General features: G+C 63.6%; 8 protein-coding genes and 6 pseudogenes. 6 read left to right on the forward strand and 8 right to left on the reverse strand.

The window, feature by feature from the left end; genetic code table 11:
• Window positions 1-1130: 1130 nt before the first annotated feature.
• On the reverse strand, window positions 1131-2507 hold the full coding sequence (gene ltrA / locus MFM001_RS24140) for a group II intron reverse transcriptase/maturase (RefSeq protein WP_057003550.1): 1377 nt from the start codon (window positions 2505-2507) through the stop codon (window positions 1131-1133).
• A 766-nt stretch (window positions 2508-3273) separates the two neighbouring features.
• Here ltrA and MFM001_RS24145 point away from each other — a divergent pair.
• From MFM001_RS24145 to MFM001_RS24170, 6 genes and pseudogenes are all read left to right on the forward strand, one after another.
• Window positions 3274-4462, forward strand: a pseudogene (locus tag MFM001_RS24145) (IS256 family transposase).
• A 280-nt stretch (window positions 4463-4742) separates the two neighbouring features.
• Window positions 4743-5026: pseudogene (locus MFM001_RS24685) on the forward strand (transposase); the annotation flags it as partial.
• A 504-nt stretch (window positions 5027-5530) separates the two neighbouring features.
• Window positions 5531-6134, forward strand: a pseudogene (locus MFM001_RS24155) (IS1380 family transposase); the annotation flags it as partial.
• Window positions 6135-6255: 121 nt separating this feature from the next.
• The gene (locus MFM001_RS24160; protein WP_160118042.1) at window positions 6256-7596 is read left to right on the forward strand and encodes an IS110 family transposase; all 1341 of its coding nucleotides are present in this window, start codon (window positions 6256-6258) and stop codon (window positions 7594-7596) included.
• Between the two features lie 410 nt (window positions 7597-8006).
• Window positions 8007-9014, forward strand: a complete 1008-nt coding sequence (locus MFM001_RS24165; RefSeq protein ID WP_371685623.1) for an IS30 family transposase — start codon at window positions 8007-8009, stop codon at window positions 9012-9014.
• Between the two features lie 29 nt (window positions 9015-9043).
• Window positions 9044-9292 (forward strand): hypothetical protein, encoded by a 249-nt coding sequence (locus tag MFM001_RS24170; protein WP_057003580.1) that lies wholly within the window; start codon window positions 9044-9046, stop codon window positions 9290-9292.
• Between the two features lie 6 nt (window positions 9293-9298).
• Here MFM001_RS24170 and MFM001_RS24175 read toward each other — a convergent pair whose 3' ends face one another.
• From MFM001_RS24175 to MFM001_RS24200, 7 genes and pseudogenes are all read right to left on the reverse strand, one after another.
• Window positions 9299-9640, reverse strand: coding sequence for a DUF3024 domain-containing protein (locus MFM001_RS24175; RefSeq protein WP_202814353.1), 342 nt, complete (start codon window positions 9638-9640; stop codon window positions 9299-9301).
• Window positions 9641-9673: 33 nt separating this feature from the next.
• Window positions 9674-9973: a hypothetical protein gene (locus tag MFM001_RS24180; RefSeq protein ID WP_057003581.1), complete on the reverse strand. Its 300-nt coding sequence runs from the start codon at window positions 9971-9973 to the stop codon at window positions 9674-9676.
• The gene (locus MFM001_RS25280) at window positions 9951-10706 is read right to left on the reverse strand and encodes a DUF6880 family protein (RefSeq protein ID WP_337590250.1); all 756 of its coding nucleotides are present in this window, start codon (window positions 10704-10706) and stop codon (window positions 9951-9953) included. Before MFM001_RS25280 ends, MFM001_RS24180 begins: the two co-directional genes overlap by 23 nt.
• Before the next feature lie 6 nt (window positions 10707-10712).
• Window positions 10713-11492: pseudogene (locus MFM001_RS24185) on the reverse strand (IS1634 family transposase); the annotation flags it as partial.
• A 158-nt stretch (window positions 11493-11650) separates the two neighbouring features.
• Window positions 11651-12238: pseudogene (locus MFM001_RS24190) on the reverse strand (IS1634 family transposase); the annotation flags it as partial.
• 421 nt (window positions 12239-12659) lie between these two features.
• Entirely contained in the window at window positions 12660-14225 is a 1566-nt protein-coding gene (locus tag MFM001_RS24195; RefSeq protein WP_116377753.1) for an NAD(P)/FAD-dependent oxidoreductase, read from the reverse strand.
• Window positions 14226-14269: 44 nt separating this feature from the next.
• Window positions 14270-14524, reverse strand: a pseudogene (locus MFM001_RS24200) (metal-dependent hydrolase); the annotation flags it as partial.

Genomic DNA, 14524 nt, shown 5'->3' on the forward strand with positions numbered 1-14524 from the left:
GTCGATCCTCAAGCGGCTAATCCCATGGCCAACAACTATAGCGTTCGCGTCGGAGGTTGGTTGGGTCGGGGACTGGCGCGGTGACGCAGGCGCGTTCCGTTTCCAGCCCCCGCCCGTCGAACCGTGCATGCGGTTGTCGGGCTCGAAATTGAGCGCGCGCACCAGCACATACCTCATAGTGCTGGTCACGTTTCTCAAAGCCGCCCTGCGATCCCGGACGGTCGGATTTCCCGAGTCCGGTTCTGACCTGGGCTCTGCACGCCATTTATCAGAGCGCAGGCCTGCCCGTCGGTGCGGAAGCTTAAGCGCTGACTCGCATACACCCCTCGCGCCGACAGTTTGCCTGCCTCCTCGCCACCAAGTTCCGGACACAGCCCAGGTAGTGGACGACGGTAGGTGGGTAGTGCACCGACCAGTTGGTTTCCCTTCTGGCCTCGACGTTCGCCACCATGATCGCCCGCCTGAGGGGAGGTTGGGCCGGGCGATCCCGGCCATGTCCTCCCGCGGTCCTGGCTTGTTGGCCACCCAGTGCCCAGGGCCCCTTTGCCCGCCCAGGGTGTTACCCGGGGTCGGGGCGACCTCATGAGTCGCCTGGGAGGGCATTACCCCTCCTTCATCGCTCCTATGGGCCCATGCGCCAGACCAAATCCCTCCTCGCGCCTTGGCTTCCGCCTTGTGCGCGCGGTCTTTGCAGGTTGCTGTCAGCCCCTGCTGGGAGATGGCCCTTCCCGACGTTATCTCTGCGACCCTTGCGCAGGTGCTCGGACCCATACCCCGCCACGCTCCTCGGCTGCTTTTGTCCGTTGCTTGACCGAGGACACCGGTCTCACCCCACGGGAAACGGGTTCGACGCGCGGATTTACCCCACACAGCAACTTCGGTGGGGAGCCGTATATCGAGGCTGCAGTCATTCGATTACCTTCGGGCTCCTACGCTCGCTCGACCTCCAGGTTGCTCCGACCGCGACGCCCAAAGACGCCGAGCCGCCAGGCCTTTCACACCACGCAGAACCCGGCCGGTTACCCGATCCGGGCAGTGGCGTTGCTTCGTGTCCGACACGGACAACTGACACGGCTGGACTCTCACCAGCTGGGTCGCAGCCTTGTCGGCTGCTCCCTCCCGCACACGGCTCACCGACATCCTTCACCGCCGGCATTCGGCCTATCCCGCCAGGGCTTGTTGGCTCTGGGGGCAACGATGATTCCGTTCAAGGAGGCCAGACCCAGATCTGCCGGCGATCGGTAGATCTGGTGGAACCCCCAGGAGCGGCCGCGCTGGTGCCGCTTTGCGACGAACAGCGCGATGCGCAGCTGAGCGTATTGCCTGGTTTTGTCGAAGGCCCAGGCCGAGTTGCCAAACCGGAAATATCCAGCCCAGCCGCGGAGGAACAAGTTGACCTCCGCCACGACCTGTTCGACCGGTGCGACCAACCGGGCACGCTTGGTCAGAAACCGGATGCGCGCCCGGGCATGTCGCATCGCCTTTTCGGAGGGCCAGCGGGCCAGAAACACATACCCACTGGCACCCCGGCGTGGGAGTGAACGCACCAGCCGGTGGTGGAAGCCGAGAAAATCAAACCCCGGCTGTCCCTCCACGAGCTGCACGATCCTGGTTTTCGACTGCTTCGGCTCCAGGCCGAGGCCCCGAAGTAACGCGGTCAGCTTGACCAGGGCCGCCTCAGCTTGGCCCCGGCTGCGGCAGACCGCCACAAGATCGTCGGCATACCGGACCAGTCGCCCATATGCAGGACGCCAGGCCCGATCCAGTCGGCCCAGATACACGTTGCAGAGCATCGGCGAAATCACCCCACCCTGCGCAGTCCCTGAGACCTCCCGTCGGATCGCTCCTTCCTCCATCACTCCTGCTCGCAGGAACGCTCGCAGAAGGGCAAGGATCTTGCGATCGCAGATGCGCTCCTCAACTGCTGACATCAACCCGTCATGCGGAATCGCCGTAAAGCAATTGGCTATATCCGTCTCGACGATCCACCGCTTGCCCCCGAAGGACTCATCGATGAGCACCTGCAGGGCGTCGTGCGCCGATCGCTTAGGCCGAAACCCAAAGCTGCACGGCATCATATCCGCCTCGAAGACCGGCTCGAGCACGATCTTCACAGCGGCCTGCACGACCCGGTCGCGAACGGCCGGGATCGACAGCGGCCTACGCTCTGTTTGGCCAGGCTTGGGTATGTAGACCCTCCGGGCCGGGAGCGGCCTGAAGCTGCCTTCCCGTAGTTCTACTTCCAACTCGTTGAGTAGACGGGTCACCCCGTATTCCTCAACATCTGCGATGGTTTGGTGGTCGACGCCTGGTGCGCCGCCGTTGCGCCACACCTTTACCCACGCCCGCCCCAACACGTCCCTGCGATGGACCTTGTCGTAGAGCGCATGGAACCGTCGTCCGGGATCGGCCTTGGCCGCCCGGTAAAGCTTGCGCTGCAAGGCACGCACCGGGTCGAGGACATCACCCCCGACCCCGAGGGTGGGACTAGCCACAAGGGCACTCACCGGCAACTCCTTCTCGCACAAGCACGGACGAAGTAGCGGCCCTTCCCTACCCGGCGGTTGTGTTGTCCGCCAGCTCGATCGGTACTACGACCGCCTCCGACTCCGTCCCGGCTGATCGCCCACTTCCCGGCTCACCACCGGTTATAGGACGCCACGCTCCGGTGAGTCCTCGCAGTCACCGGGCCGGGGACGGCCTCCCCAGTTCCCGCCATCACCTTCTGAACGTTCCACGCCCCCTACGCCGGGGAGTTCTTGGCGGTTGCTCTCCAGGTTCTTCACCACTTCCATGGCCTTCGCCCTGAGGGACGGGGCTCGGCTCTCCCTTATCCCGCTCTCGCGGGCACGTTCACGGCGCGGCAGGCTTCGCTTGATGCTGCGGACCGCTCAGTCGCTTCCCCTTACAGGGCTCTTTACACTGCACTTCGACGCCGGGCGTTTCCCCCCGACGCCGGCAGCCTGCTACCGGGCCCCCTGGCGGCTACCCGGGCCGGACTTGCACCGGCTGGCGACGACGAGCTTTCGAACGAGTCAGATCACGTCTTCATCGGCGTGACCCCTCCCGCTCGCTGGGCGTACTCCCAGGTCTCGTAGAACTTGAGGTGGCGGTCCCCCGCTCGTGACCTGCCGTGTGGTAGGTGTCGGGCGTTCTGCCAAGAACACCAACAGCAAGGGGACCGCCGTGAAAAAGAGTAGTCAGATCCAGTCCATTGACGCGACCGCCATCCCGGAGCGGGTCAGTGTGGCGATGACCGAGATCGCCGAGGACATGCAGGAGGGGCTGCTGGCTCTGGCCGTGGGTGCGGGTCTGCAGGTGATGGCCGCGTTGATGGAGGCCGACGTGACCACGCTGGCCGGGCCGAAGGGCAAACATGACCCGGCCCGGACGGCGGTGCGCCATGGCCGCGAGTACGGGTCGGTGACCCTGGGCGGACGCCGGGTGCCGGTGACTCGCCCGCGGGTGCGGGCCGCCGACGGGGCGGGCGAACTGCCGATCGACTCCTATGAGTTGTTCAGCTCGACGGAGATCCTGGGCAAGATGGCGATGGAGAAGATGCTGGCCGGTTTGTCGACGCGGCGCTACCCGGTCGGGCTCGAGCCGGTCGGCCAGCAGGTGACTGAGACATCCTCTGCGACAAGCAAGTCGGCTGTCTCGCGCCGGTTTGTGGCGATGACTGAAACCGCGCTGGCCGAGTTGTTGTCGGCAGATCTGTCGGGGCTGGATGTCGTCGCGCTGATGATCGACGGGGTGCATTTCGCCGAGTCCTGCTGTGTCGTCGCGTTGGGCATCGACATCGACGGCATCAAGCATCCGCTGGCGCTGGTGGAGGGCTCGACCGAGAACGCGACCTTGGTCACCGACCTGCTGATCGGTCTGCGTGAGCGGGGTCTGGATGTGACCCGCCCGATGCTGGTGGGGCTCGACGGGTCCAAGGCGCTGCGCAAGGCGGTGCTCGATGTGTTGGAGCGCCCGGTGATTCAACGCTGCCAAACCCACAAGATCAGGAACGTCAAAGACCGCCTGCCGCAACGGCTTCGGGCCACAGTGGGCCGCAGGATGACCGACGCCTACCACGCCGACTCCGCGTTGGAGGCCGAGGCCGCGCTGCTGGCGCTGGCCAAGGAGTTGGACCGCACCCATCCCGGCGCGGCGGCCAGCCTGCGTGAGGGCCTCGACGAGACGCTCACGGTGCTGCGCCTGGGCGCGCACGCTGCGCTCGACCAACACGATCGAGTCGATGATCTCGCTGTGTCGCCAACACGCCACCAACGTCAAACGGTGGCGAGACGGGAAGATAGCGCTGCGCTGGTGTGCAGCCGGGATGGTCGAGGCCGGAAAGCAGTTCCGCCGCGTCAATGGTCACCTGCACCTACCGGCGCTGCGTACCGCACTCGACCGCGAGTTCGCCGAACCTGTCGGACCCGTCGTGCACAATGACGAGGTGAGCGCAGCCTGATGCTCACCGGGCCGCCACCGAAGTTCCACGAAACTCGGGACATCCTCCTCGCGTCGTGGGAGCTTGATGTAGCCGGCGTGCCTCACCTACTTTGAGCGCGTGGCCGGTGGTGGTGCCTCACCGATTTTGAGCGCGTAGCGCGGAAGGCTTGCCCGATGTGGAGGGCAAGATCGACATGGCCGCCAGACGGCAGGTAACCAACAAGCTGCAAGCTCAGTACCGCAAAGCGTGCAAGGCGGACAAGACCAAGATCTTGGATCGGGTGGTGGCCACCACCGGGATGGGCCGCTCGACGGCCCGGCGGATGCTGACCGGCCCGAAGCTGGCCGACCCGGCCAGCCAGGTCGACCGGCGCAGGTTGCGGCCGCGGGGCTTCAGCGATGATGCCAGGGCGCTTTTGGAGCATGTGTGGGTGTTGATGGGCATGCCGTGCGGCAAGTACCTGGTGGTCATGCTCGATCTGTGGCTGCCGGGCTGGCCGAAGCCGGTGATCTTGACAAGCCGTTAGCCACCGAAGCGGCCATGGCCGAGCTGACGGTGATGAGCACGGCCACCGTGGACCGCTACCTCAAACCCGCCCGTGAGCGGATGCGCATCAAAGGCATCTGCACGACCAAACCCTCACCGCTGCTGCGTAACGCGATCACCACCCGCACCTGCTCCGAGGAGGCGCCCCAGGCCCCGGGGGATTTCCAACCGATGAAAATCCCCCACAACGCGACAACCCGGTCGCGCCCGCGCAGCGCTCTCCTGCAGCCCAGGCCAAAGCCTCCCGCCATCATGCACCCGACAGAACCGTACTGCGCAGCTTCCAGGCTCTGCTCAACCACCTGGGCACCCTGACCCGCAACCGAATCCGCTACCAGCACACCAACATCGAGATCGACACACTCACCGAGCCCACACCCGATCAACGTCGCGCCTTCGACCTCATCGAGGCCAACATCCCCCTCACCATCGCCGCGTAGTCAGACACAGCCCAGCCCAAATCAGCAAAACCCCAATTCAAAGCGCCAAATCGGCTACCCATCCAGCAGTAACTTCGGCCTAGTCAGAAAGGCACTCTCGGTGAAAGTGTCGCATAGCTTCGCCGCAGGGTCTGCGGTGTTCGACGATGAGCACCTCGTGTCGTGCGCCGGGCTGGTGCCGGTGATGACGCTTGCCGAGCAGACCGGGTTGTTGCGGTTGCTCGACAAGAAGGTCTGCATCAGTGCGCCACGGATCAAGTCGGGGTCGGCCAACCCGGCACCCAAGCTGGCCACCGTGGTGGCCGGCATGTGCGCCGGTGACGACGTCGACGTGCTCCGCAGCGGTGGAATGAAGACCTGTTCGACGGCGTGTATGCACCCTCGACGGTGGGAACGTTGTTGCGGGAGTTCACCTTCGGGCATGCCCGCCAACTCGAGTCGGTGCTGCGCGATCACCTGGTGGCATTATGCCGGCGGGTCGAGCCGCTGCCCGGCGCCGACCAGCGGGTGTTCATCGACATCGATTCGCTGCTGCGCCCGGTCTATGGGCACGCCAAGCAAGGCGCTTCCTACGGGCACACCAAGATCGCCGGTAAGCAGATCCTTCGCAAGGGCTCTTGCCGCTGGCCACCACGATCAGGACCGCGGTTACGTTCAGGGTAGTCCGGCGCGGTCGAATTCCTGTTGGAGTCGTGGTCGGCGGCGGGTCTGGCGTAATTGGGCGACCAGCGTAGTAAGAGGGCTATGCCGATGAATGTTGATAGAGAAGACGTCCTCCTGGTGTCGTTGACGGGCTTTGAATCCCAATACACCGAGGAGGACGTCATGGTTCAGGGTAGTGGTCTGTCGCGTGGTGACAAACAGCGTAACGTCAAGTTGACCCGGCTGCGGGAGTTGGTCTCTTCCGAGAATGCGGTCTTTGCCATCGATTTGCCTGATTACAAGCAGGTGGCGGTGCTGGCGGATCATGATTCGCGGGTGCTGGTGCGACGGCGGGTCAAGGCCAGGGCCTGGCAGCTGGGTCCGCTGCTGGACTGGGCGCGTCAGCAGGCCCACCAGCATGGGTTTGTTGATGTCACCATCGCCTGCGAGCCGACCGGGCATCGGTGGCGGGTGCTTGATCAGCTCGCCGTGCAGCGGGATATGAGGCTGGTGTGTGTGCAGCCGCTGTTGGTGGGGCGGGCCCGCGAGTCTGAGGACTACACCCGGGACAAGACCGACGACAAGGACGCGGTGTTGATCGCGCGGCTGGTGTCTGAGCTGCACTGTTATTCCCCCGAACACCCCGATGAAACCTGGGCGGAGTTGCGCCAACTGGGTGCCTACCGGGATGAGTTGATCACTACAGCTACCTCGGCTCGCCAGCGGTTGCATGACTTGCTGGAGTGCGCCTGGCCCGCAGTACTTTCGGCAGCTGCCGAACCGTTCGATTCGATCAGTTGGCGTGCTGCAGTGGCCGTAGCGCTAGACCGCGCTGATGGTCGCCCCGAACAGGCAGCACGCGGCGGATATCAGCGGTTTGTGGCCGCGGTGCGCCGGGAGCTACCTCGGTGGGGCGCCAAACAGGGCCCCTGTCAGCGCATCATGGCTGCCGTCTATGCCGCCCTAAGCGACCCAACTGGAGTCACCACCCAACGCCTCGGGGCGCTACGGCGCGCCGCATGGGTGCTCGCCGACTGGCACGCCACCAAAACCCGCCTGGCCCAAGTGCAAACCCGCATGCTGGAAATCCTCGACGAACTCGGGCTGACCACCCTGGCCGGCAGCATTCCCGGCGTTAGCCCGCTGGGGGTGACGACCATCTTGGCCGAAACCGGTGACCCCACTCGCTTTGCCAGCCCCCGTGCACTGGCCAAACACGCCGGACTATGCCCACGAGAAGACATCAGCGGCACCATAACCGGGCGTTCGCGGATCTCCGGGCGAGGCCGGCCCCGGCTACGACTGGCGGCCTGGCGTGCCGTATGGGGCGCGCTGTCGCATAACCCGGTCATGGCCGCCCGCTACCAACACCTGACCACTCGAGAACACAACCGGCTGAGCCCCGGTCAGGCCCGGGCCGCGATCGCGGCCGCGCTGCTGCGCTGGATTCACGTCATCGTCTGCCAACGCATCCCCTGGGACGCCGCCATCGCCGGCGCCGTCGGCCTACCTGCAGCCGCCTAACCCCAGCTCAACCCCAAGTCACCCCGATAGGGGCCAAGCTCCACCCGGCGTAGAGGACCACCTCGATCGACACCCTGAGCAGGCCCCGCCCCTTCCTCACCAAACTCGATTGCACGCTGTCGGGGCACCACGACCCCGCTTGGTGAACTACGTAGAGACGAGGAATGGGCAGGGCCCCCTACTCATTGGGCGGATTCCAGTGAACGTCGCAACACCGAAGCTATCCGGAGGTTGCGATGGGAGCACAAATGCTCGTGGAGAAACGGGAGTGGTTCGGCCAGCTGATTGCCCAAGGGGTAGGTCACTGCGAGGCGTGTCGGATCGTGGGAGTCAACCGCAGGACGGGGACACGCTGGCGCTATGGGCGCACAGTCCTGAACAAGGCCGGCGAGGCGGTGCACTATCCACCGGTGAGTCTCACAGCATCCAAACCACGCGATCCTCGATACTTGTCGCTGGCCGAGAGGGCGACGATCGCCGATTTGCACCGTGCAGGTGTCGGTGTGTGCGCTATCGCCGAGGAGCTGGGCAGGGCGGCCTCGACGGTCTCGCGGGAGCTGCGCCGTAACGCTGACGCTCAGGGCCGCTACTTGCCCGCTACGGCGGAGCGGCTTGCGGTCGAGCGGCAATCGCGGCCGTTGCGGATGCGCCGCGTGGCGTGTGACGAGCAATTGTGTGGTGTGGTTGCCGAGCTGTTGGGCAAGCGGTGGAGTCCCGAGCAGGTGGCTCATGAACTGCCGGTGCGGTTCCCTGACCAGCCCGAGCGCCATCTGTGTACCGAGTCGATTTACCAGGCGATCTATGATCCCAGGATCGATTTGACCCGTCCGGCCAAACGGCGGCGTCGGCGGCGCCGACGCCGGGTGCAGGGGCTAGAACGCCGTGGTCGGCTCACCGCTATGGCGATGATCGCTGATCGGCCCGCCGAGGTCGAAGACCGGGTGCAGGTCGGGCACTGGGAGGGGGATTGCATCATGGGGCCCGGAAACCGTTCGGCGATCGGCACTCTGGTCGAACGCGTCACTCGCTTCGTGATCCTGATCCACGTGCCTACTGGGCGGCCGACCGCGCAGGCCATGTGTGACAGCCTCACCGGTGCCCTGGGCGCTTTTGCTCCTCATCTGCGCCGGACGCTGACCTGGGATCAGGGCAAAGAGCTTGCGCTGCATCAACAGATCACCGCCCGCACCGACACACGGGTGTTCTTCTGTGATGCGCACTCGCCGTGGCAGCGTGGCTCCAACGAGAACACCAACGGCTTGCTGCGCGATTACTTTCCCAAAGGTGTTGACTTGTCCCACATCTCGCCTGAAGAACTGCGGCGAGTCGCCGACGAACTCAATGACCGGCCCCGTAAAACTTTGGGCTGGGCCCGACCCGCTGACCTGATCGCCGGTGCCGCGCTAAAGACGGCATAACACCGCTGCGTTGGGTAGGCTCGGCTCCCATGGCCGAGCCGATGCGTCCTTTCCTTGGTCTTGACGCCGCCGACGCGGTCGAGCTCGGCGAATTGTTGGCCTTCCTTAGCGACTGGCTGGCCAGCGACCCCAACCGGCTTGACGCGTCGCTGCACGACCACGTTGCGGCGCCCGACCACCACGGCGCCGCCTGCCGCATCGACGAACTGCGCGCTGACATTGAGCGTTACGCTCGAATGCTGCTCGGCTATGACAGCGCCGGCAGGTTCTTCGGGTAGCCCCCGTCAGCCCCAAAAGATCGCTGTGGGATCCCGATCCACTTCGGCAAGCAACTCCTCGATATTGGCCGTCGGCGACACCAGGTCATAGGCGTGGAAACGCAAGTTACGGTCGCGCCAATACAACGACCACACACCGCGGGTTTTCGCATAGCGCAGCCGAGCGATCGGGAACCGGGTCCAGTCCGCGTCCATATTTGCTCGCCCTGGCGGCCGGCGCTCGACGATCGTCAGATGACGCTCCGCGACGTCCACCTCGACCCGGACCTCGTCACGCACATGCTCGGGCACCTTGTCTTGACACCATCGCCGCACGCGCACCACATCCGTCTCCGGCAGACTCGTCACACGACTAGTGTGCAACTCGTCCCGTTGCGACGTTCACTGGAATCCGCCTTGACAAAAACCTCTTACGTTGGTGTCGACCGCTTGCGCGTGGTCGCTGCCGGCTGCCAGTCGGCGCATCTTGGCCAGCCATCGCGCGGCCAGGCGGTAGTTCTGGGCTTTGGCCACCTCCAGTTCATTTTCCACGAGGCGTTGCAGAACGGGAAGGACAGCCAGGGGGTTGACCTTCTCGTAGGCCTTGACCAGCTCGCTCCATGTCAGGTCGTCGGCGAGGGCCAGTGAGTGCGCGAGATCCCAGGCGAACTCAACGTCGTTAACGGTGCGCAGGGTGAACATCACGGCATCCCGGGGATGGGACGTGAGTGTGGCCAAGACTTCGGCTCGATAATCGGGCCAGGCGGTGTCGAGCTGCGGCATGCAGATGTGCCGCCGTTGTCGCCGACGGCCAACGACGGAAGACCAGAAGGCGAGCTTGCAGTGACTCGTGGGGCCGATGTTGGTCGAGGAGTTCACACCAGTAGTCGGCGGCGCGGCGGGATTGGTGGCCGTCGTTGAAGTCGGTGGCCCGCTTGGCCCATTCGATGGCCAGGTCGGGCCGCCCGATTTCTTCGAAGGCTTGGGCGGTGTCCTGCAGCCAGGCCGCGACGCGTCGGTCCCGGGCATGGGTGGCGATGATCGCGTCGATATCCCGGTCGAGCACGGCCAGCCTGCGGGCATTCCACTCAAGGGTGAACCACTCATGCGAGTGCGGCGATGTCCAGCGATCGGCTTGGCCGGGACGCGGGCCCAGACTGGCCTCGATCTGCATCAATCGTGCCCGGTAGGCGATCATCCCGGCCTCGCTCAGTGCGGGGGCGTAGGCCACCGGATCGAGGGTGAAATAGTCGACGTCGCCGTCGAACTGGAACGTGATCATCCAGTCGATGAGTTTCGCTGCCGCAACGTTCGCGGCGGCGGCGATCTTGGGATGCAGTTCCAGAAGCCGCCGGCAGGCGTCGCCGATGATGCCGCTGGAGTCATCGGCGCGGGCGATGACCTTGATCGCGCTGCCCAATGCTTTGTGGGTCACCGAGTACGCCTCAGCTGGATCAACCGTCGGCAACGCGGCCTCGAGGTGGCGTTGCGCGAATGCGGTGATGATGGGAATAATGGTGGTGGTTTCAGCAGTGTTGCCTTCGAAACAGCCGATCTCCAAAGGGAATCCGGTGCGATCGACGAGCAGGCCGACCACGATTTGCGGATCGATGCGCCGTTCCTTGGAGTATCCGACCTTGCGTAGGCCGTCTTCGTTCTCGGCCTCGAAATACAGGGTGGTCACGTCGTAGAGCAACAGGCTCAGTCCACCCCGATCGGCGGCATGGGTGAAGCATTTCGCGGCCACTGCATCGCGGTAGCCCTCGGCGTTGACCTTGGCCAGGCTTCGTTGAATTGTCCGGTACGACACGGTGTCTGCACCGAGATCGGTCAACACCCGCAGGGCATCGACCTTGCTGGTCGGCTCCACAATCCGGGCGATGACCAAGTCCCGAAACACTGGATCATCGACGACATCGAAACCGACCCAGTCATAGATCGCACCGATTACGTCGTAGAGCAGCCGTGAGCAGGTGCCCGCCGTGCGTCCCGGGGCCACAGCAGCACCCTTGGGCACCCCCGGCGACAACGTCAGCGTGCCGCTACGCCAGTCAGCCACGTCGGTGACGCGCTGTATGCGTGCGGGCACCTCGAAGTCCAGAACGTCTTGATCACCGGTAACGATCTGGCGAGCCTGCTCGAGAAGAATGCCCAACTCGGCGTCGGTATGGGCAGAGCCGACGTGCTTGACCAGTTCGTCGCGGCGACCAGATTTGCGCATCACCTGCACCGCCACCGCACCCGAGGCGGTGCGCACTTTGCGCACGAACACCCACCGGAGACTACCCGCTTAGTAAGCCAAAACCGGCTATCGGCAACCTGAACGTGCAGGTCACAGCGATTCCGCTCGCAGAAACCGACCGAGATGTCCTAACTCAGGTCGGTGAGCAGCCCGATGGTGATCTGAGGTTCCAGGCGGCGTTCCTTGGAGAACCCGGGTTCGCGGAACCCGTCACCGGCATCGGTTTCGAAGTACAACGTCGAGACGTCGTAGAGCACCAGCGACGTAGCCCCTAGTCCTGCCCGGGCTGCGCACGCCGCTGACAGTGCCTGGCGCACAGCAGGTTTGGCGAACTTCGGCAGGCGTCGGGTAACCGTGCGGTAGTCGACGGCCGCGACACCGGTCTCGGCGAGCACGCGCAGCGAGTCGGCCTTGCTGGTCGGTTCGATGATGCGGGCCAACACCAGATCCCGGAACACCTCATCGCCGCCGGTGGCCACGTCGAAGCCGAGCACCCGGTAGGCCGCACACAACGCGTCCCACAGCGCGGTCGACTTCGTCGCAACGATCTCAAGCGGATCACCATCGACACCTGCGGTGGCCAGCCCCAGGTCAAGAGTGGTCTGGCCCTCGGCCAGACGCTGACGTGCGGCGGCCTTGAGCGCTTCGACCTCGCCGTCGTCGTGTGCCGAGCCCAGATGCTCGATCTTGCGCGACCCACGCCGCGTGGACCACACGATCTGCACCGCAGTCGCGCCTGAAGCGGTCTTCACGGTGCGCACATAGGCCACCACCGCACCCTAGAGCCCCGGATTTAGTGTCCAAGTCTCGCCTCAACACGAAGCAAAGCCGCAGTTCAACGCCCTGCATGACTGAGCAGCCTCAGAAACTGTCCTAAGTCAGGTTTTGAGTGCCCGGCAACACCTGTACCTCGGCGACCCCACCGCCTGGATGTGACCCCCGACGAACTTACGAGCCAGACCACTTAGCCCTGGAAAACACAGTCACCCAAAGCCGTCCCGACCCACGCAAACCTCTGCCGGGTGCCTTCGGGCTGTCCACTCACCTTGATGTTTTCCGATTAGATCCGGTCAATCAACCAATTGGGCCAAGACAAAGTAACGCAAGCCCCTCACGCGCTCACCATGATGCATGAGGCGCCAGCCTCTACTTCCCGCTCACTTTTACGTGAGGCACTTCGCCGTTTTGTTGTGCTAGCCGAACTCGATGGCTTTCCGAGAGCGCTTTGGCATGGTTTGGGAGCCGGTAAGTTGCCGACCGGGATATTTTGGCAGTGAATTGCAGGCCGTCGTCAATTCTTCCGTGGCGTAGTTTGCGGATATCGAACAGATAATTGTGTTTTACGTGCCATGGCCCGCGAGATCCCGCCTTCGGCAACTGATCAAGCGCGCGCTGGAAGTAGCCGGGTGTGAAATCGGCGAAAGGCAGTTCTTCGACACCTTCCCCGGGGTGGGGGGCCACCACGGTGTCGTAGCCGTGTGCGTCCATGTAATTCAGTAAACGACAGATGAATTCGGACACCAGATCTGCTTTCAAGGTCCACGACGCGTTGATGTAGCCCATGGTGAACGCCATATTCGGCACATCGGACAGCAGCATGGACTTGTAGGTCATCGATTTGGCGACGTCGACGGTCTGGCCGTTACGAGCGATCTTGGTGCCGCCGAAGAGCCGCATGTTCAAACCGGTCGCGGTCACGATGACATCGGCAGTCAACTCATCACCCGAAGAAAGCTTGATCCCCGTTCTGGTGAAGTGGTCGATCGTATCGGTGACCACATCGGCCTTGCCGGACCTGATGGCCTTGAACAGATCGCCGTTAGGCGCCAAGCAAATGCGTTGGTCCCAAGGATTGTATTTGGGCGCGAAGTGCGTGTCCACGTCATAGTCGGCGGGCAGCTGGCGCTTGACCCAAGCGATCAGCGCTTTGCGCATCAAACCGGGGAAACGTCGCGATACCTGATACTGCGCCACGGCCAACAGAATATTTTTCCAGCGGTTGAGAAAGTCCGCTGCCGCAACCGGCAACCACTTGATGAACTGTGCGGCGATGGGATCAATATTGGGTAAGGATCCGATGTAGGTTGGGGAACGCTGCAGCATCGTAATGTGGTCGGCACCTGATTCGACGAGAGAAGGAATCAAGGTGACCGCTGTGGCGCCGCTCCCGATCACAACGATCTTCTTCTCGGCATAATCGAAGTCTTCTGGCCAGTGCTGCGGATGCACGATAATGCCGCCGAAAGCCTCCTCCCCGGGGAACTCGGGACGATATCCTTGGTCGTAATCATAGTAGCCGCTGCAAGCAAATAAGAAGCTTGCCGTGATCTGGCTCTCTTGGCCATCACGAATCACCTCAAGGGTCCAGCACCTGTCGGTATCCGACCAGTCCGCAGACACCACCTGCGTGCCAAACCGGATATGCTTATCGATGCCATTGTCGACCACAGCTTCCCGCAGGTAGCCCTTAATCGTCGCAGCGTCAACAGTCAATTGCGGGGAGTGCCACGGCTTAAAACGAAACCCGAACGTGCACATGTCTGAGTCCGACCGGATGCCCGGATACTTGAATAGATCCCACGTGCCACCCAGATCAGCTCTGCGCTCCAGAACGACATAATTCTTCGTAGGGCAGCGGTCTTGCAGGTGCCAGGCCGCGCTGATGCCCGAAATCCCGGCTCCCACCACCACAACATCAAAAAATTCGGACAATGACTTTCAACTTTCTGATAGAGGAAGCTTCCGAGTCGATTATATTATTTCAGGTAACCGACGAGAGTTCCTTCCGAGCCGAACAATTCCTCTTGCCATCGCTCAAGTAATGCGCCGGTGTCGATGTCATCGGGATGAAATCCCGGCCGCAGGTACACCCGAAGCTCAGGAATCAGACCCCGGATCAGCGGGCCGCGGTACAGCCGGTAGGTTTCACGCACCAGTCGCAGCGGCTGACGACGCGCTTCAGGGTCTTTCGACACCGAGTACGCCAACACACCGGTCAGCAGTAGCAGGAG

Source organism: Mycobacterium sp. MFM001, assembly GCF_003402475.1.
Lineage (GTDB): Bacteria > Actinomycetota > Actinomycetes > Mycobacteriales > Mycobacteriaceae > Mycobacterium.